General features: G+C 42.2%; 19 protein-coding genes and 1 tRNA gene. 17 read left to right on the top strand and 3 right to left on the bottom strand.

All coding sequences use genetic code 11. From position 1 onward, the window contains the following. Positions 1-24: 24 nt before the first annotated feature. Positions 25-567 (bottom strand): phosphodiesterase, encoded by a 543-nt coding sequence (gene yfcE / locus MCG46_RS14250; RefSeq protein WP_240280562.1) that lies wholly within the window; start codon positions 565-567, stop codon positions 25-27. 137 nt (positions 568-704) lie between these two features. Here yfcE and MCG46_RS14245 point away from each other — a divergent pair, with 137 nt between their 5' ends. Together MCG46_RS14245 and MCG46_RS14240 are read left to right on the top strand one after the other, a co-directional pair. Further along, positions 705-1,385: a GntR family transcriptional regulator gene (locus MCG46_RS14245; RefSeq protein ID WP_240280561.1), complete on the top strand. Its 681-nt coding sequence runs from the start codon at positions 705-707 to the stop codon at positions 1,383-1,385. 148 nt (positions 1,386-1,533) lie between these two features. Next, positions 1,534-2,022, top strand: a complete 489-nt coding sequence (locus MCG46_RS14240) for a metal-dependent transcriptional regulator (protein ID WP_240280560.1) — start codon at positions 1,534-1,536, stop codon at positions 2,020-2,022. Between the two features lie 247 nt (positions 2,023-2,269). Here the strand turns inward: MCG46_RS14240 and MCG46_RS14235 are convergent, their stop codons facing one another. Beyond that, entirely contained in the window at positions 2,270-3,124 is an 855-nt protein-coding gene (locus MCG46_RS14235) for a delta-lactam-biosynthetic de-N-acetylase (protein WP_240280559.1), read from the bottom strand. Between the two features lie 268 nt (positions 3,125-3,392). On the opposite strand from MCG46_RS14235, the gene MCG46_RS14230 reads away from it, so the two are divergent. From MCG46_RS14230 to MCG46_RS14210, 5 genes are all read left to right on the top strand, one after another. Next, positions 3,393-4,034: an ECF transporter S component gene (locus MCG46_RS14230; RefSeq protein WP_240280558.1), complete on the top strand. Its 642-nt coding sequence runs from the start codon at positions 3,393-3,395 to the stop codon at positions 4,032-4,034. 75 nt (positions 4,035-4,109) lie between these two features. Further along, the gene (gene coaBC / locus MCG46_RS14225; protein ID WP_240280557.1) at positions 4,110-5,312 is read left to right on the top strand and encodes a bifunctional phosphopantothenoylcysteine decarboxylase/phosphopantothenate--cysteine ligase CoaBC; all 1,203 of its coding nucleotides are present in this window, start codon (positions 4,110-4,112) and stop codon (positions 5,310-5,312) included. Between the two features lie 3 nt (positions 5,313-5,315). Beyond that, positions 5,316-6,098: a type III pantothenate kinase gene (locus tag MCG46_RS14220; protein WP_020224362.1), complete on the top strand. Its 783-nt coding sequence runs from the start codon at positions 5,316-5,318 to the stop codon at positions 6,096-6,098. Beyond that, positions 6,095-6,658 carry a Maf family protein gene (locus tag MCG46_RS14215; RefSeq protein WP_240280556.1) on the top strand — a complete coding sequence of 188 codons (564 nt, stop codon included), beginning with the start codon at positions 6,095-6,097 and terminating at the stop codon, positions 6,656-6,658. Before MCG46_RS14220 ends, MCG46_RS14215 begins: the two co-directional genes overlap by 4 nt. Before the next feature lie 50 nt (positions 6,659-6,708). Beyond that, positions 6,709-6,782, top strand: a tRNA-Thr gene (locus MCG46_RS14210). A 727-nt stretch (positions 6,783-7,509) separates the two neighbouring features. Here the strand turns inward: MCG46_RS14210 and MCG46_RS14205 are convergent. Then, the gene (locus tag MCG46_RS14205) at positions 7,510-8,592 is read right to left on the bottom strand and encodes a hypothetical protein (protein ID WP_240280555.1); all 1,083 of its coding nucleotides are present in this window, start codon (positions 8,590-8,592) and stop codon (positions 7,510-7,512) included. Between the two features lie 214 nt (positions 8,593-8,806). Between MCG46_RS14205 and MCG46_RS14200 the strand changes: the two genes are divergently transcribed. From MCG46_RS14200 to MCG46_RS14155, 10 genes are all read left to right on the top strand, one after another. Further along, complete coding sequence (locus MCG46_RS14200) at positions 8,807-9,514, top strand: LytR/AlgR family response regulator transcription factor (RefSeq protein WP_240280554.1); 708 nt, start codon at positions 8,807-8,809, stop codon at positions 9,512-9,514. A gap of 1 nt (position 9,515) precedes the next feature. After that, on the top strand, positions 9,516-10,847 hold the full coding sequence (locus MCG46_RS14195; RefSeq protein WP_240280553.1) for a GHKL domain-containing protein: 1,332 nt from the start codon (positions 9,516-9,518) through the stop codon (positions 10,845-10,847). Positions 10,848-10,944: 97 nt separating this feature from the next. Next, positions 10,945-12,882, top strand: a complete 1,938-nt coding sequence (locus tag MCG46_RS14190; RefSeq protein WP_240280552.1) for an FAD-binding protein — start codon at positions 10,945-10,947, stop codon at positions 12,880-12,882. Further along, a complete protein-coding gene (locus MCG46_RS14185) occupies positions 12,845-13,804 on the top strand; it encodes a SagB family peptide dehydrogenase (RefSeq protein WP_240280551.1) in 960 nt (319 codons plus the stop codon). The genes MCG46_RS14190 and MCG46_RS14185 overlap by 38 nt, the downstream gene beginning before the upstream one ends. Before the next feature lie 570 nt (positions 13,805-14,374). Next, a complete protein-coding gene (locus tag MCG46_RS14180) occupies positions 14,375-14,998 on the top strand; it encodes a GntR family transcriptional regulator (protein ID WP_020224345.1) in 624 nt (207 codons plus the stop codon). A 153-nt stretch (positions 14,999-15,151) separates the two neighbouring features. After that, complete coding sequence (locus MCG46_RS14175) at positions 15,152-16,279, top strand: ABC transporter ATP-binding protein (RefSeq protein WP_020224344.1); 1,128 nt, start codon at positions 15,152-15,154, stop codon at positions 16,277-16,279. Next, a complete protein-coding gene (locus tag MCG46_RS14170) occupies positions 16,276-16,914 on the top strand; it encodes an ABC transporter permease (RefSeq protein ID WP_020224343.1) in 639 nt (212 codons plus the stop codon). The genes MCG46_RS14175 and MCG46_RS14170 overlap by 4 nt, the downstream gene beginning before the upstream one ends. Continuing rightward, positions 16,911-17,504, top strand: coding sequence for an ABC transporter permease (locus MCG46_RS14165; protein WP_040451188.1), 594 nt, complete (start codon positions 16,911-16,913; stop codon positions 17,502-17,504). Before MCG46_RS14170 ends, MCG46_RS14165 begins: the two co-directional genes overlap by 4 nt. Positions 17,505-17,526: 22 nt before the next feature. Continuing rightward, on the top strand, positions 17,527-18,432 hold the full coding sequence (locus tag MCG46_RS14160) for a glycine betaine ABC transporter substrate-binding protein (RefSeq protein ID WP_240280550.1): 906 nt from the start codon (positions 17,527-17,529) through the stop codon (positions 18,430-18,432). A 396-nt stretch (positions 18,433-18,828) separates the two neighbouring features. Beyond that, the gene (locus MCG46_RS14155; protein ID WP_240280549.1) at positions 18,829-19,857 is read left to right on the top strand and encodes a zinc-dependent alcohol dehydrogenase; all 1,029 of its coding nucleotides are present in this window, start codon (positions 18,829-18,831) and stop codon (positions 19,855-19,857) included. Positions 19,858-19,949 lie beyond the last annotated feature (92 nt).

Raw genomic sequence — 19,949 nt, 5'->3', positions numbered from 1 at the left:
AAAATCAACGATTTATTTTATGTTTCAAAAAGCAAGGGACTGATAGACTTCGTGATTTTCGGTCATAATGGTAAATCCATTTTCATCCAGCAAGCCATAGGTATGCGGACTGTTCTGCTTAGGCAGCGTGATTGAGCCGGGATTGAGCAGTGTGATTCCGTTTTCCTGGCGGATTACTGGAATATGGATATGACCATATAAATAGATATCACCGGGGAAGCTGTGCGGCGGCGGATCAAGCGGAAACAGGTGACCATGCGTTGCCGTAATTCGCCGTCCGCCTAAAAAAATCGTCGCACAGTCACGCAGAATATCAAAATTCAGGAGCATTTGATCAACTTCAGCGTCACAGTTGCCGCGGACAGCTGTGATTTTATCAGCCAGAGGATTCAGCATCGCAACCACTTCCTGGGGATTATAATCAGGCGGTAGCGGATTGCGAGGGCCATGATAGAGAATATCCCCCAGCAGCAGGATGTGATCGGGTTTATGCAAAACATAGGCTTCAAGTGCTTTTTTCATGTATGCGGCAGAACCGTGAATGTCTGAAATGACTAAAAACTTCATAATTTGTCCTCCTTATCGCAAGCATTATATCATGATCAGAAGAAACTGTGAGAACTTCTCTGGAAGAAGGGGGTAAAAAATGAAACTTGAATCCGCTGCGTACACCTTGTATACTAACTGTATGAGGGGGATGTGGGATGGATAAATTGGAAATTTATAATCAGTTGAAGGAAGAGATCATCGACCTCAAAATTGAACCGGGGGCTTTGATTAGTGAGAATGAAATCTCTCGGCGTTTTCAGGTGTCCAGGACACCTGTACGGGACGTGTTTCTGCGACTGTGTAATGATGGTCTGCTGGAAGTTTTGCCGCAGCGGGGAACCAAGGTGTCCTTGATTGATATGGAACTGGTCATGGCGACGATCAATATGCGGACTATCGTAGAGATTCAAATCCTTAAAGATGGGATCGAGCGTAGATCTTCGGCTCAGCTTCAGCAGTTGAAGCATGATTTGCAAGATCAGCGTCAAGCCATTGCCGAACAGCGAACACCGGATGAATTTTATGCTTTAGACAGCGAATTTCATGAGCATATTTTCGCCATTGCAGGACAACGGGCGATGTGGCAGATCATCAATCAGATGAAAGTCCATTATTCACGGTTTAGAATGCTGGATGTAAAAGCGAACTTCTCAATGAATGAGCTGCTTCAGGAGCATGAAAAAATTGTGGAAATTGTGGAAAAACGTCAGCGCGAACGCTGCAGTGATGTCATGCGTTATCATTTGGAAGGGGGTGTCCGGCGTCTGCATGATCGAATTCAGGGAGAATTCAGCAGCTACTTTAAATTGCCAGAGGATCAAACAGAATTGAATTAGATTGAATATAGAGAAAGTGAAAGGCCGGGAATCTTTGGAATCCTGGCTTTTTTATAGGGCAGAGTGATCGCTTTCCGATTTCAGCATCCGCCCGCACAAGGCTTTTCACAGCGAATAGAATGGAATAGGACAGGATTGTCTGAAAGGGATGAAGAAAATGAAAAGCAATGGTTTTCGGCCTTTCCGTGAATCCGTACGTAATGAAGCGGATCAGCTGACAGCGGCCATGGAAGATTATTTGGAAATGTTATACAGGATGCAGCAAAAGAATCAAAGTCTTCGCGTCTGTGTCCTTGCTGATGCTTTGCAGGTTGGCCGCAGTTCAGTCAGTAAGATGCTGCGGAAACTGGCTGCAGAAGGTTTTTTAATTGTGGAAAACTATGGGGATGTGCAGTTGACAGAAAAGGGAAAGACACAAGGAAAAGCGCTGCTGGAGCGGCATCAGCGAGTGGCGCGTTTTCTGCAGCTGGCAGGGATTGAAGGAGACCGGCTGTTAGAGGAAACGGAGAAGCTGGAACATATGAGTTCACCGGAAACGCTGCGTTGTCTGGATTTACTTGTTGAGTATTTTGATCAGGATGCAGCGGCGGAGGCTCGTTTGGAACAGCTGCGCTCGGAAGTACAAAAAAAGGAGTAACGAATATCACAAGGATTATCAATTTGATATCATCAGACAGGGATTTCTCCGCTATAAAGAAAAACAAATTCCTTATCCGCTGCCTGGAATAAATAAGCAAGGGAAACGAAATTTGTTTTTATACGGAAGAATCAGACTCAAGGGGATTAGATTCTTAATCAGCGGTTGTTTTTTATCCCCAATTGGAATGTTCGATTTTCAGGTAACAGTATTCCAATTAACTTGTATTTTAATTTCAGTTTTTGGGTCACTCTTTTAAATCATAGCGGGAAACTTCATAGTTTAAGTTTCGCAGTCCTTCAATTAAATCTGATAAAATCTGGGTATTGGTATCCGATACGGAGTGCAGAAGATAAATTGCACCAGGATGTGCGTTGTCCAGATTTTTCTTTAAAGCTGAGGTCGGATCAGGCTGATCGGCAACATTGTAATCATAGTAAGCATACGACCACAGCACTGTTTGATATCCTAAGAGATTGCTGAGGGCCAGTGACTGTTCGTTGAATTCTCCCTTTGGCGGGCGGACCAATGTCATCTTGTACTGGAATTGATCTAATAATAAGGCATCTAACTGCATGATTTCATCATAAACCTTTTCAATGCTGATCGTTGGAAAAGAATGATGATGATAGCTGTGATTGCCGATGATATGTCCCTCATCAATCATTCGCCGAATCAAATCAGGATTTTCCAGAACATATTGGGATGTGACAAAGAAGACGGCACTGACGTTCTTTTCTTTCAGTGTGTCTAGAATTTTTGGCGTATTGCCATTTTCATAACCATTGTCAAAGGTTAAATAAACTTTGTGATCAGGACGTCCGACGAACACGGTATCATAAGCTTTATACCTTTCGTTGGCAAGCACTGCATCCTGAGGCTGGCCATTTTCATCTTTGTCTTTGCCAAGTCCCCATGCCTGCATCTTTGAATCTAATGTACTGAATTGTGAGAAGTCGATATCTGTTTGAGGAATATCGATTTCCGGAATATCGTCAGTGATGGAACCCACCTTTGCCGTGAGATCGTTGTCTTCCGGCCGATTCTGACATCCACTCAGCAGAAGCAGACTGATTAATAATACATAAGGTATTTTCTTCATTCATTCACCTTCATTTCTTGTATCGTTAGTATGGCTGAGGTTTAACAAACTTAGGCTTGTCTATTTTTGGTAGTCTTTTGTCAGAGTTGGACAGGGAACTATTGAATTAAAGGAGATCCTGAGTATAATAAAAATGAATTCTCAAAGTTTGGTTTTCATGCGTTTAAAGGAGATCCGAAGTGACTTCTATCAAACATCGTGAGGCTGAAAGAGATTCTCGTATTTCAGTACGTTGCATCCGAAATGGAGCGACAGGAGGAAAAAAAATATGAAATCGAAACAGAAGACAAAAAACATGGTGCTGCTGGCTTTATTCGGCTGCATCGAAATTGTGCTGATGCTGACGCCGCTGGGGTATATCCCGATCGGTCCAGTGCGTGCGACAACATTGCATATCCCTGTTATTCTGGCAGGGGTTTTGCTGGGGCCTGGAGCAGGGAGTGTAGTGGGATTGATCTTTGGGATCAGCAGTGTTATCGTGAATACCTTGACGCCTACTGTTACTTCTTTTGTTTTTTCACCCTTTTATTCAGTCGGTGAATTCCATGGAGGTCTGGCGAGTCTGGTCATTGCTTTAGGTCCTCGGGTCTTATTAGGCTGGCTGTCCGGCTTGATGTTTAACTTGCTGATGAAGGCAACGAAGAAAGTGAACGCCAGTTTGTTGTTTTCGACATTGATCAGCACCTTTTTGCATACGACGCTGGTGATGCTGGGGATCTATTTCTTCTTCGGTTCTGCCTATGCTGCAGTTAAAGGCGTAGCGATGTCCGGGTTGGCGGCTTTGTTATTGGGCGTTGTTATGACAAATGGTATAATGGAAATGGTGATCGGAGCGCTGATTGTTCTGGCCGTCGGACGAGCGCTGATGCCTCTGACTAAAGGGTATAGGAAAGCTTCTTCGGCAAATTAACGATTGGATTAAGAAAATGCTTCAGAGTCAGACATGATTCTTAAAATGGCCGACATTGTCGGCAGGGAGGATATTGTGAAAAAAACAGTTGTATTAGGTGTTACTGGTGGAATTGCTGCTTATAAAGCGGCACAGCTGACGAGTGACTTAAAAAAGAAAGATTTGGACGTCCATGTGATCATGACCCGAAATGCGACTGAATTTGTCAGCCCATTGACCTTTGAGTCACTGAGCGGTCATCGTGTCAGTGTGGATACCTTTGATCGGAATTTTGAATATCATGTTCAGCATGTATCGCTGGCAAAGCAGGCGGATGTTTTTGTGGTTGCCCCGGCGACTGCCAATGTGATCGCCAAGTTCGCTCATGGACTGGCTGACGATATGCTGACTACAACTTTTTTAGCCTGCAGCTGTCCTAAGATTATTTGTCCGGCCATGAATACCGGAATGCTCGAAAATCCGGCGACTCAGGAGAATCTGCGCCTGTTAAAAGCCAGAGGCATGCAAATTGTAGAGGCGGACAGCGGTTTGCTGGCATGCGGCGATGTAGGCAAAGGCCGCCTTGCTCCTTTAGCGGCGATTGAAGATGAAATTGAACAGGCTTTAATTACAGAAAAACCGTTATCCGGGTTGAAGGTGTTAGTGAGTGCAGGTCCTACTCAAGAAGCTTTGGATCCAGTTCGCTATTTAACCAATCATTCCAGTGGAAAAATGGGTTATGCTCTCGCAAAAGCAGCGCGAAACTGGGGGGCTGAGGTAACGTTAGTTCATGGGCCGACCACTTTACCGCCTGTGCGTAATGTTGCAGACATGCCGGTGACTTCCGCTCAATCCATGGCGGAGACCCTTTTAATGTATGCTGAAGACTCAGATTTAATTATTAAAGCAGCGGCAGTTGCTGATTATACACCGATTGAAATGGCCGCGCAGAAAATAAAAAAGTCAGAAGGGGAATTTCAGCTGACTCTAAAACGAACACAGGATATTCTAAAAACAATTGGAGAAAGAAAACGCGAGGATCAGGTAGTCTGTGGCTTTGCCATGGAAACAGAGCAGCTTTTGGAGCATGCGCGTGCAAAGTTGGAGTCGAAGCATGCGGATATGATTGTGGCTAATGATTTAAGGGAACAAGGGGCAGGATTTGGAATTGATACAAATCGGGTTACCGTACTTACAGCGCAAGGAGAGGAAGCATTGCCGATCATGCGCAAGGAACAACTGGCTTATGCACTGTTAGAGCGCTGTTTGACAATCCTAAAAGAAAAAAGGGAGAAATAAATTATGTTGATGACCTTGGATGTGGGGAACACGAATATCACGGTAGGCGTGTTCGATCACGATGATTTGAAAGCGACGTTTCGCTTAACGACCAAAACACCACGAACTTCGGATGAGTTGGGCATGGTTTTGTGGACAATGTTGTCGACACGTCTGATCGACAGTTCTTTGATTCATGACGTAGTGATTTCCAGCGTTGTTCCCAAGATTATGCATTCTCTGGAGAGTGCGGTTATCAAATATTTTCATTGTACGCCGCTGATTATCGGACCGGGCGTGAAAACGGGAATCTCTGTAAATTCTGAAAATCCAAAAGAGGTGGGAGCCGATCGAATTGTAAATGTAGCAGCGGCTTATCATCTGTATCATGAGGCGTGTCTTGTGATTGACTTTGGTACAGCGACAACCTATGATTACATATCCAGTAAAGGTGTGTTTGAATATACGGTGATTTCACCGGGGATTGAAATTGCGGCTCAGGCATTATGGTCAATGACGGCCAAGCTGCCGGAAATTGAGATTAATAAACCAGAACGTGTGCTGGCTAAAAATACGGTTACGGGGATGCAGTCAGGATTGGTCTATGGATACATCGGGCAGGTGGAATATCTTGTTCGAAAGATTAAAGCGGAGCTGAATCAGCCGCAGTTAAAGGTAATCGCAACTGGGGGATTGGGGCGAATTCTTGTCAAAGAAACGGATTGTATTGATGAATATGACCCGGATCTTGCATTCAAAGGAATGAAGATTATTTATGATAAGAATCAGAAAGGAAGCCGGGAATGAAACAGAAACTAATTCTTGCCAGCCAATCACCGCGGCGGCGTGAGCTTTTAGAGCGGTGTCATATTCCTTTTGACATTGAGATCGCGGACATTGATGAAACGTTAAATCGGAATTTACCATTGGAAGCTGCGATGGAGGAATTAGCTTGGCGAAAAGCTCAAACGGTGTTAGATCGACATCCGGAAGCGGTCGTGATCGGTGCGGATACCATTGTTGTTTTAGAGCAGCAAGTTTTAGGAAAACCAGGAAATTCAGAAGAAGCGAAAATGATGCTCGCTCAGTTATCCGGTAAAACGCATCAAGTAATGACAGGGGTTTGCTTGTTGTCATCAACTCAAAGAATCTCTTTCTGTGATATTAGCGATGTGGAGTTTTATTCTTTAGAGGCTGAGGAGATTGAAGCTTATGTAAAAACGGGTGAACCGCTGGATAAGGCAGGAGCGTATGGCATTCAGGGCGAAGGCTTCTTTTTGGCAAGAAGAATTAATGGTGATTTTTATTCAATTATGGGATTTCCCGTTGCTCGCATAGTTCGTGCATTGAAAAAATTTGGATTCTGAAAAAAGATAGTTGCATTTTTTATAAGTACCTGATATTATATTAAATGCCTGCCGATATAGTTCAATGGTAAAACGGAGCAATGGTAATGCTCAGTTCCCAGTTCAATTCTGGGTATCGGCACCAGATGCTTAAAAAGCCCTTAGTTAAGGGCTTTTTTGATGCATTCATTTTCAAATCGTACCCAAATCGTACCACTTTTTGATTTTTTGTGATATTTAGTCTATTTTTGTATTAAAATTATTAGGTGGTTACGATCATAGATCAGCAATTTGATTTTTAATATCTAATTTTCAATTTACGGTATTGATTGGTCAATCGAAAAATTGTTTTAAACCTTATTTTTAAGGTTCTTTTTTTTAGCTTTCTTGCTGAAAATTGAATTAATATTCTCTGGAGCCGTTTGAGCGATGCGACAAGTGTTCGGTGGTGGAGGATCAGTTCTATTTGCATTTCAATCCACGCACCGCGTGAGCGATGCGACCGGAATAAGTTTTGATGGAAAAAAGTACGGTACAATTTCAATCCACGCACCGCGTAAGCGATGCGACGTTTTGCATATTGTTTTAGGAACTCTTTGTCCGTTATTTCAATCCACGCACCGCGTAAGCGATGCGACAGCTAATAAGAAACTAAAAGAGATTTAAATGATTCTTAACTTGCTACTATCATAGCGAATAATTCTGTTACTTGCAACATTATCTTTCTTTTTCACATATTTCTGGTGCGAACCTCCCAGGGATTCTATGTTTACCTCAGGTTCGCACCCGTTATTCTTTAATTTAAAGATGAGTGAACACGATTCCAGCACTTAATTAAATCGTAACTGTCCTACACATTACTTATTCATTCATCAGTAATAAGCTTCATGTGATAAGCTGATCCAGAAAGCACCTTTACCATCCTTAGTTAAGCTTAATTTACCATCTAATTCTTCAATATATCCTTGTTTGATAAATGAATTGATTTCCTTTTGAACACTCTCGGCGTATCCTTCAGCAGCTGGCTGCTGATCAAGTAATAATTGTCCGCGTAATTGCCGAAGCTGTTTTTCTTCTGACGATAAAGCCTGTGGATTTTCAATTAATTGCTGACAATCATCAGCCCCTGAAATATAAGATGCTAAATCACGTGTATTTCGATATTGATAACCATCAAAACACGAATAAGCATCCAGACCAAAACCGACTACTTCGCCTTGGGTCCATAGCTGGCTTAAGAACTGATCATGACATTCTTTTTTGCAATAAAATCCAGGTGCGTAATTCACCCAACCCTGCTCTTTTAAATATTCATCTGTTGAATTTAACATTCTTTGCTGCAGCTTTTGATCGGCCTGTTGCTGCACACTTAAATAGGGCCGAAGCATCAAATGATCAGGTTCCAGTTCTAAACAAGAACGTAACGTGCGTTTTAATGAAACAAAGGTCTGACCTGGAATTCCTAAATCCAAGGTCAATGAAACATTATTGACGCGGAACTTATCTAAAAATAAGACTGAATTTTGAATGTCAGGTAAGGTGTATGGAACCTTTAATGTTAGTAATTCTTTTGGCTGCAGTGAGTGTATTTGCAGTTGAAAACGTGTCGGCTTTCCCTGACTCAATCCGCTTAATAAAGGTACACAAACTGTATTTGGCAATGTTTCAATACTAACTTCACAAAATTCTGTTAAATGATATTCCTGACGAATTTGATGCAATAGTTCTCCAACTTTATCAGCATTCATAATTGTCGGATAGCCTGTAAGCTTGACTGCTGTAAAGGCAACATCTTGAAAATCTTCAGCGGTACTGTGAAGTTCTCGGCTCAGTGCCTCTAAATAATTCATCTTAATCTGAGAATCACCTAAAATCTGAAAAGGATGCGCGTGATTTTCTTCCTGTAAACAAAATGGGAAATTGATCGCCATAATCATTGTTTTATTCGTTTTCATCAATAAAAAAACCTCTCTTTTTCTTTTCGTTCATTATATCACGAATTGATATTGAAAAAAGGATATCTATTTTTCCAATCAGTCGGAAAAAATGGCTAAGTAGACGAAATGATGTTTAAGCGTTTTTTTTGATCATAATTGTTCCGTCTTTTCAAATATGGTATGATACAAATAACGTAAAGATTTCACAAAGGATTAATAAGGGGGAGCTGTGATGATCAGAGTGGCGCTGGTAGAAGACTATCTGCCGCAGATTCAACGTATGGAAGAAATTCTCAATCAGATTCAGCAAGAAGAACAACTGAATTTACAGATTGCTGTTTTTACAGATGGTGAAAGTTTCTCTGCCTTACCAGCGCATTCCTTTGACTTGGCCTTGTTGGATATTCAAATGGATAAAATGGATGGTATGGAGGCAGCGGCTAAAATTCGCGAACAAGATGAAGATCTAATCATTATCTTTATTACGAATCTTGCGCAGTATGCAATACAAGGCTATGCTGTACAAGCAATGGATTTTATTCTGAAACCCGTTAATCCTATACTCTTCAAGGAAAAATTAATGAAAGCCGTGCGACGGATTGAAAAGAAACAAAAAGAGAAACGAATTCCGATGAAAACAGACCGTGGTCAGGTCTGGCTGGAAATGAATGAGATTCTTTATGTGGAGATCGTGGCGCGTCATTTGCAAATTCATACAGAGACACAAGTGCTGCGCTGCAATGAACCTCTTCAGAATATTCAAGCGATTTTGGATGAACGTTTTTTTCGTTGCCATGTCGCCTATTTAGTCAATATGGATTATGTACGTCAAATTCGTAAATCTACAGTATTTGTTGGTGAAGATGAGTTATTAATCAGCAAATATCGGCGTAAAGAGTTTATGGAAGCTTTGACAAAACATGTAGGCAGGTTACTTTAATATGACGCAATCAGAACTGTTAGATCTTGGTTTCCTGCTGCTGTTTACAGTTTGTGAAGTCTATGCCGTTCTTTATTATCTTTCATCGCTTCGTCCGCATTCTTGGCGTCGCTGGGGACTTCCTCTGCTTTTAGTCGCTGGTTATTACTTATGGAATCTCCTCAGTATGACTTCGCAGCAAACCCGTGATATTTACAGCATTCTTTATGTATTGGAAACTTTTCTAACATTGATGGTTTTTGTCAGATTGTATTGCGGCTGTCGATGGCGGGAATGTTTTTACTATGTTATCGTGCTGTTTTTGGCGACACGATTTATTCGACACTTAATTGGTCATCTAATGATCAGTGCTCAATCAACTAATTTTTTAGTAGAAGGTTCAGCCTGGGGATTACGCCTGATTTCCTGTTTTGGTCTGCTCGGAATCTATATTCTAATTTTGACACCTGTGAAAAAGATGGTTTTTCGATATGACTTGACTCAGCAAAATCCAGTTTATATGGGATTGATTGCTTTAAGTGTTGTCCCTGTAGTTTATATTGGGACTTTTGCAGAGACGTTAGGCAAAGAAAGCTGGGCACGCGGATTGGAAGCTATTTCTATTGAAGGAATTGCCAGTATCTGTGGCTTTCTAACTATCGTTGGTTATCAATGGATGATGGAAAGCCAGCACAAAGAGGAAGATCTGCAGCGCATGCAAACCATGCTGAAGCTGCAGTATCGCCAAGTGGAAAATCGCCAGCAGACTATGGAAATCGTGAATCAGAAATATCATGATATGAAAAATCATCTTCAAGTTCTGGAACAGCTGGAAGATCATGAAAAGCGCCGGCAATATTTAAATACACTGCAAAAACAAATGGAAGGCTTTGAGAACTTTGTCGACACCGGCAATGAAACTTTAAATGTAATCCTGACAGATAAACATGAATGCTGCATGAGGAATAAGATCCCACTCTTAACTATGATTCAGGGAGAGCTGTTAGATTTCTTAGCTCCTGCTGATTTAACAACAATTTTTGCCAATGCCTTGGATAATGCAATTGAACATGTTTGCCAGCTTTCCGAGGATATGCGGGAAATCAATGTGAAGGTCTGTCTTCATCAATCCTGGTGTGTTATTCGTTTTGATAATCCTTGTCAATGTGATTTAATGCTTTGGCATAAGGATCAGCTGCAAACGACAAAAGCGGATGCAGGTCATGGCTATGGCTTGAGGAGTATTCGTTATACTGTTGAAAAATATCAAGGCACAATATCGACAGAAGTGATCAATCATCATTTTATACTGACTTTGCTTTTCCCTCTTCCGAAAGCCTTGTTAAAAAATTGACTAAGCAGACAAGAAAAATGTCCAAGCAGACAGAAGCCATTTTTTTCTTTTTTCAGCAATGGTAGGATAAAAATACCAAGAATGAAGGGAGAAACTTATGATTAAAGGAATTTCAAGACGGGATTTTCTAAAATCTACAGCAGCAAGCGCGTTGGGTGTTGCCGCAATGGGATTGCTCAGTGCCTGTTCAACGAATGAGACGCAGCCGGAATCAACACCAGTGGTAACTGCGAATAGCGGTTCTGCCGCAGCGGATGGACGAGTTCCGGGCTATTGTGGCCCTGGTGATTGGCTGGGTGAGAAACCAGTGGTTGCTGATTCAGAAATCAAAGAAGAAAAGACGTTCGATGTCGTAATTTTAGGTGGAGGCCATTCGGGCTTAGGTGCAGCCTTAGGTGCTGTGGATGAAGGGGCAAGTGTGGCTGTCATTGAACAGCAGGCCTGGGGTGCATTTGTAGATTTAGAGAATACCGGGGCAAATATGGGCGGTTGGTTTGGTGAGGATATCGGACATGTCAATTCACAGTTTTTGATCAATCGTGGTTTTGGCCCATACAATACAGGTGAAATTACTTCTGAGTTCTGCCTGCGAGCCAATGGACGCTGTAATCCGGATATTATCCGCGGCTTCGTGCAGAATTCCGGTGCGATGTTTGATCGATATCAGGAAATTTATAATCTGTATGAAGAACAGCGGAAAGCGAATGACAGTCATGTCTTCATGAAGGGGACGATGGTTCGAATTCCAGGTGTAGAAGTCCCTGATGAAGGCGAATTTGATATGTCCAACATGTTTGAATATCCGTTATGTAATACTCAGGCTGCTTACAGCGGAGCGAAAGTTTCCTATCCAATTCGCTGCGGTGGTTATAAGACTTGGCCATGTAATGCACAATTCTATGGCTATCAAGGGAACAATATAGAATTTGTTCATAAATATATTGTACAGTATACCCAAGAACATGGGGCTGAATGGTTCTTTGAACATACAGGTGTTGTCTTAGTCCAGTCTGATGAAGGGACTGTTACAGGTTTGATCGCTAAGAATGCTGAGGGTGAGTATGTTAAATTTACAGCGAATAAGGGTGTAATTTTATGCGCTGGAGATTTTATCGGTGATCCAAAGATGTGTTGGGCTTTATTAAATGAAGGTATGGAATGGGCTGAACGAGATGGAAAAACAGCTGAGGATTGGGCAAGCACAACCATCCGTGCTGGGATCGGCCACAAAATGGGTTGCTGGGCTGGCGGTATGATTGAAGCTTCACCGCGTGGCTGGATGGCACTGGGCGGCGGTGTCAGCGGACCTTGGGGAACCTGTCCAATGCTGATGTTAAATGTTGAAGGAAAGCGTTTCTGCAATGAAGGCGCAATCAGTCAGCTGGGTTCGGTATCCAAACGTCAGCCTGCGGGTCTGGCTTGTTATGTTACCGATGCGAATTGGAGTGAAACCGTGGCCAAGGCTCCATTAGATCATGGTGCTCCAAACTTTGGTATGGATGATTTTTATGACGTATTGAAAGCGGATATGGATGCTGTTGAAATTGGTAATCCGGAAGGCTCAACCGTTACTGGTGCCAATCTGGCTGAACGGAAAATGATGAAAGGCACCGTCTTTGCCGCTAATACGTTGGAGGAATTGGCTGATTTGTTAGGTTATGAAGGAGAAGCAAAACAGAATTTCCTTGACAGTATCGCTCATTACAATGAGTTGTGTCATTCCGCAGAAGGCGATACAGATTATGGTAAAGATAAAGAATTTATGATTCCTATTGAAACAGCACCATTTTATGGTGGAACTGGCAATCTGAGTCATGGTGGCAATCCATCCATGGTTACGTTATCTGGATTGGTAACAGATGCTGATCAAAATGTATTAAATAAACAATGGGAAAAGATTGACAACTTGTATGCTGCCGGCAATTGCTTGGGTGGTCGATATGGTTTAGGCTACAGTACGCCTATGGCTGGAAACTCTGTAGGTATGGCTATGACCCATGGCTGGCTTGCAGGTCATACCTGCGGGAAAAAATAAATATCATTTCTCCATCCTGATTTCCTGGGATGGAGTTTTTCTTTTCGTTTTTGGCGGAACTGTTATAATTAAAGAAAAGATGGGAGCTATAATGATGATGAATGAAAAACGTGTAAAAGCTTTAATTCAGGAAGGACGGCAATTTATGCATTGTCAGAGTCTGAAGGATCAAGATGAATTCATTTCAGATCAGCAATTAAAGAAACCTCAGCCACCTTTGGTAAAAGCAGCGATGAGAACTCAGCAGATAAAGCTGCCGCGTAATTTTGAAGCATTGACCAAAATTGAAGATTTTACAGAGATTCTTTCGCGGCGGCATAGTTCTCGGGTATTCACACAGAAACCGATTAGCTTGCTTCAATTATCCTATTTGCTATGGGCAAGTCAAGGCGTAAAAGAGATTCGTGGAAAGCAATATGCAACGTTGAGAACAGTGCCTTCTGGCGGTGCTCGCCATGGTTTTGAAACTTATTTAATTGTCAAAAAGTGTGAAGGACTAAAATCCGGGGCATATCATTATTTGCCGATGGAGCATGCACTGGAATTTTTACATGAGGTTGACAACGATGAGAAAATAATTTCCGATTCATTATGCGGTCAAATCTGGGCTGGTAAAGCTAGTGTTGTATTTTATTGGTCACTCATAGCTTATCGATGTGAATGGCGATATGGAATACGTGCACATCGTGTAGCTTTAATTGATGCTGGACATGTCGGTCAGAATCTGTATTTAGCCTGTGCAGCTTTAAATTTGGGAGTGTGTGGAATCGCGGCATTTGATGATGCTATTTGTAGTAAGCTTTTTGAGTTAGACGGTAATGAAGAATTTGTTGTTTATACAGCACCAGTTGGCACTGTCAATTCCGATGATATAGAAAAAGAAAAAGGATTTTATCGTTTTGTAGAAGAAGAGGGACTATAAGTGCGAACCTGAGGTGAACATGAAATCCCAGGGAGGTTCGCACCAGAAATATGTGAAAAATGAAGAAAGTATTGCAAGTATATCGATGCTTAGCTATGATAGAGATGCGATAAGAATCATATGAGTACTGTTTAGTTTCTTATTAACTGTCGCATCGCTCACGCTGTGCGTGGATTGAAATGCAGCATCCGCTCAGAGTTACGACATTATCGTAGTCGCGTCGCTCACGCGGTGCGTGGATTGAAATTACTTTAAGTGCAAATAATTTTAATTCCGAATCACGTCGCATCACGCAAGTGGTGCGTGGATTGAAATCGTGGAGTACGCCATCTGTAAAGTCCTCCAGAATTCCGTTGCATCACGCAAGTGGTGCGTGGATTGAAATGCGTTTCTCACCGCCAGAAACAACGTTCTCAGCAGTGTTGCATCACGCAAGTGGTGCGTGGATTGGGATAACTGCTATATTTTGGATAACCTTAGAATCATAGGGAAGATATGTTTCTTATTTGTAAACAGAAAACTTAATTGAGGAAAAAACTGTGATATACTAAGAACAAAGGAGTGATCCCAATGCAAGCAAAAAATGCACCACGTTATCAACAAATTGCAGCGGATATTGCTGCAAAAATTGCGGGTGGTGAATATAAAATTGGGGATAAAATTTTTGCACGTTCTTCGTTAGCTTCACAATATCATGTATCAAGCGAAACCGCCCGGCGTGCCATCTGTGTACTTTGTGATATGAAAATTGTTGAATCCATACAAGGGATAGGCGTTGTGATTCAATCTCCAGAAAATGCCGTAATGTATGTCAGACAATTTGATGAAGAGTATACGATATCGGCAATGAAAGAAGGGCTGATTGAATCACTAAATGAACAAAATTTAAGAAACAACGAAATAAAAAATCAGCTCGAAAGTTTGCTGGATACAGTTACGCGATTTAAGGCCTTGAATCCCTTCATTCCCTATCAAATCGAATTATCTGAGAATATGAATCACATTGGAAAAAATCTGTCCGAAATTAATTTCTGGCACAATACCTTAGCGACAGTTATCGCAATTCGACATAAAGAGGAATTAGTTTTATCTCCTGGTCCATATGCACGGCTGCATGTTGGAGATATTATTTACTTTATTGGTCAGGAAGACTGTATCATTCGTGTAGATCAATTTTTTAACACAAAACGCTAATTAATCGTTCATTTTCGAACGATTTTTTTCTTTCTTTTCCTGAAATAATTGTGAAAATTGAATGAAAGGGATTTCAATGAGAATTGAAGAAGTGACAACTTTGTGTTATTATAGAGTTGTCACATGATGGCATTAAACTGAGGAGGGATAAAAATGATTGAAATAAAGAATATTGTAAAACAATATAATGGCGTACCGGTCATTAATAATTTAAATCTAACTGTCAATGATGGAGAATTTGTTGTTTTAATCGGCCCATCAGGCTGTGGAAAGACAACGACACTCAAAATGATTAATCGTTTAATTGAAGCGGATTCGGGAGATATCCTGATTAATGGGAAAAGTATTCATGAGCTAAATGGTGAAAAACTGCGGCGAAATATTGGTTATGTTATCCAACAGATTGGTTTGTTTCCGAATATGACAGTAGAAGAGAATATTTGTGTCGTACCGAAATTGTTAAAATGGTCTAAAGAAGAAATGAATCAGCGGACGCATGAGCTGCTTGAACTTGTACACATGCCTTATGAAGAGAACGCTAAAAAATATCCTAACGAACTCAGTGGCGGACAACAGCAGCGAGTCGGGGTTCTTCGTGCTTTAGCTGCAAAACCTCCGGTGATCCTGATGGATGAACCCTTTGGCGCCTTAGATCCAATCACTCGCGATACGCTGCAGGATGAAGTGAAAGCGCTTCAAAAAAGTCTGGGAATTACAATTATATTTGTCACTCACGATATGGATGAAGCAATCAAGATGGGTGATCGAATCATCTTTATGGATAAAGGTGTAATTCAGCAAGATGCAGCTCCAGAAGAAATGCTTCGGCATCCAGCGAATGAAATTGTTCGGAACTTTATGGGCAAACACAGCGCAGCATACCGCAGTCAAGGTGAAGACATGACCTGTGAAAGCCTGATGAAAAAGCGAGTCTATATGACGACGGAAAATCGTAAGACTTTGGAATGTATTGAAATGATGAGTCATCGTGAAGTCGATTCGCTGGTTGTTACTGATGAAGCCCATCACTTTAAAGGCGTGGTCACGATTGATATGCTGAAAAGTGAAGGCGTAGCTGGTGAATCAGTAGGAAAAGTCATGCGTACTGATTATCCAACTGTTCATCTAAAAGATGAAGCCCGCAAAGCTTTCGACTGGCTGACCAAAACTAATCTGCCTTACGTCTTAGTGGTTGATGATGAGAATGTGGTGAAAGGCATTATCACCAAAACCAGCATGTCAAAAGCTTTGGCAAGTGTAGTTTGGGGTGATCAGGGATGATGGAATGGGCAAATCGATATGGCGCGGATTTGATTCAAGCCATTATCACACATCTCTATTATGTACTGGTTCCGGTAATTCTGGGGTTTGTGATCGCCGTAATACTTGGCGTATTATTAAGCCGAGTGCCAAAGATTTCTGGTTATATTCTGCCAGTTTTGTCCGTTTTCCAAACGATTCCCGGTATTGTCTTTGTCGGCATCCTGTTTCTTTATGTCGGAATGGTTCCTGCCACGGTCTTGATTGCGTTGACAATCTACGCGGTTTTTCCGATCCTGAAAAATACGTATGTCGGCCTTCTGAATGTGGATGAAAAGATAAAAGAGGCGGCTCGCGGATGTGGTATGTCGCCCCTGCAGATTCTGATTAAAATTGAATTGCCGCTGGCGATGCCGAATATTTTCGTGGGTCTTCGGTTATCCACAATATATACAGTCAGTTGGGCGGTCTTGGCAGCAATGATCGGACTGGGCGGCCTTGGCGATTTTATTTACCGTGGTGTAGGCACCAATAACAATCAGCTGATTCTGACCGGAGCCATTCCTGCAGCAATACTGGCGCTCACATTGGGAGCGTTGGTGGACTGGATTCAGAAAATGCTGACACCAAGAGGGTTAGGAGGGAAGCGCGGATGAGTGTAAATGTTATTCTTGAACATCTCAGCGTCGTGGTGGCTGCGATCTGCCTGACCCTGCTGATCGGTCTGCCATTTGGAATCTTTGCCTACTTCAATAAGACGTTTAAAGTCTTCATCTTTAAGGTCACAGATGTGCTGCAGACCATCCCATCGCTGGCTTTGCTGGGAATCATTATGATTTTCTTGGGCGGCAATAAGCTTACGGTTATTGTAGGATTGTTCCTCTATTCCCTGCTTCCGGTTGTCCGCAATACTTATACCGGTTTGTCCGGGATTGATCCAGCGGTCAAGGAAGCGGCCAAAGGGATGGGGATGAGCAAGATGTATCAGCTCATTCATGTTGAACTGCCGATTGCCTTTCCAGTTATTTTTACCGGGATCCGCATCGCTGTGATCAATCAGATCAGTGCCGCAGTCTTTGGTACATTCGTCGGCGGCGGGGGTTTGGGAACGGTAATTTATCGTGGTATGGCCAATATGAATATGAAATTAATCCTGTTTGGAACCGGATCCTTGATGGTCATGGCAGTTTTCTTTGACACGCTGATGGGATTTATTGAAAAACGGCTTTATGCAAGAACAAGATAGAAAATAGAAGGAAGGGACGAAAATGAAAAAAGGATTAACACTGCTTCTGACACTCTGCCTGCTGCTGATTCCAGGCTGCAGCTCTAAAAAAGAAAATGTGATCAAGATTGTAGATGGCCGGGTGACAGAACAAAAGCTGGTTCATCGTATGATTAAGATGCTGGTTGAAGACCGTACGGATTTAACCGTGAGCATCGGAGAAGAAATGACGGCAGTCAATGCTTACAATGAATTGAAGAAGGATGTTTATGATGTGTATATGAGCTATGATGGTACTGTTCTGACGACACTGCTGCACCGTGATCCATCCGAAGTACCGGCCGGAATGACATTATTTGATTATACTAATCAGCTGTTTGAAGAACAGGATGGCTTGGTGATGATCAATAAGCTGGGCTTGGATAATACGTATGCAGTCGCTGTACCGAAAGAAATCCAGGCGCAATACAACTTAAAAACGGTAACGGATCTGGCGGCTGTTGCGCCGGAGCTGGTATTCAGTGCTGAACATGAATTCTTCGGCGATGAAGGGACCATGAAATTTGAACCATTTACCGCTTTCTACGGATTAAACTTTAAGAGCACGCGTCCTGTGGATCTGAGCTTAAAATACTCGACCATGGAAAGCGGCAATGCTGATGTCACAGTTGCTTATGCTACAGACGGCCGAAATAAAAAGGTTCAGCTGCAGATTTTGGAAGATGATCAGCATTTCTTCCCGGAATACAATGGTGTTATTGTGGTCCAGGATGATTTGTTTGAGCGTGTAAAGGACATCGCACCGGATCTGGAAGCGACTTTGCATCTGCTGGACAATATCTTTACCAACGAATCGATGACGGATCTGAGTTATCAGGTAGATATTGAAGAAAAGAAACTGGATGATGTTGCTCGTCAGTTCCTGGTTGATCAAGGCTTGCTGAAATAACAGATTGAAAATACAATCAGATCTTAAAACATCTTGAGATGGATCTTCTGATATAAGTTGAAGCCAAAACCAAGTGCACCAATAAAAAGACGCAGGATTACTAAGCTTCTTTAAAAGAGGCTGGCAGTCCTGTGCTTTTCTTGTTTAGGGAAGGAGTTAAACAAAAAGACAGCCTGCTTTCCTACAATGCTGTTTTCCGGAAAATGACAGCGAGTGAATCAGAAAATGAGCTTGGACAGAAGGGGAAGAAGTCATTTTTATTTGTTTTTTGTTTTCTATAATGATCGGGTTTCTGGATAATTCATAACCAAAAAGCAGTCATCGACATTCTGTGCCAGTTTCCCAGGTGGCTATGGTATAATAATTCTAGAAAGTGAAAGAATGGAGGGAGTTTTAATGCAGAGAAAATCAATCATCCTTACCGGTAAGGCTCAGGCAGAGTGTCAGTGTGAGGAATTCCAGTTTGATGCCGCGGAATTGAAAGCCAACGAAGCAATCATCGAAACATCCATGTCCTTAATCAGCGCCGGAACAGAATTATCACGGGTTTATGCAATCAAGCAAGGCTTCAGTTATCCAGTCTATCCTGGATATTCTGCGATTGGCACCATTTTAGCAAAGGGACAGGGTTTAACCCATCTGAATGTCGGGGACCGCGTCTTCTATTCCGGTCCGCATGCGTCGATCAATCGCTTCTCCCATGTGGGAACTACGCAGGGAGATAAAATCATGAAGATCGATGATCGGTTAAGCGATAAGCAGGCCTGTTTAATTCCTTTAGGATTGATTGCTATGAATGTCATCACCGCTTGCGATGGCAAGCTGACGGACACGGCCGCGGTTTATGGCTTGGGAACGATTGGCATCTTAACCGCATTGCTGCTGAAGCAGTCCGGCCTCCGTGTTTTGGCTTTGGATCCGGTTGCTTCAAGGTGTGAGGAAGCGCGGGCTTTAGGACTGGAAAAAGTATTCAGCTGTTCATCACAGGAACAGGTGGAAAAAGTAAAACAATTAACCCAAGGCCGCGGTAGTGATATCAGTGTGGATGCCAGCGGAATTTCACCTGCCATTGTCAACGCGATCTTAGGTACAGCGAAACATGGCCAAGTCATTTTGTTAGGATCTCCGCGGGCTTCCTATTCATGCGATATAACGCCGGTGCTCAATGCGATTCACATGAAAATGTTGAATGTCAAAGGGGCGTTCAATGAGCTTAATCCATTCCCGGTTACGGATGGTCTGCGGCGGAATGTGCTGCGGGACTTCGAAACTGTCGAAAGATTAATATTAAATGATGTTTTTGATGCTGAAAAATTGATCAGTCATGTGATAAAACCGGATCAGATCATGGAGGCCTATCATGGCCTGATGTATGAAAAAGAAGATTGGCATTGTGTTGTGATTGATTGGAAAGAAATGGGTTGAGGAGTTCTTCACATGTAGATTTAAAATAGGACTCAAAACGAACCAAGGGGATTGGAAAAGCGAAAGCGAAAATTGAAACGAAAGAGGAAGAA

The sequence above is a fragment of the Holdemania massiliensis genome, from assembly GCF_022440805.1.
Lineage (GTDB): Bacteria > Bacillota_I > Bacilli_A > Erysipelotrichales > Erysipelotrichaceae > Holdemania > Holdemania massiliensis_A.
Note: the sequence above shows the minus strand (reverse complement) of the source record. Positions and strands in the feature narration are given on the sequence as shown.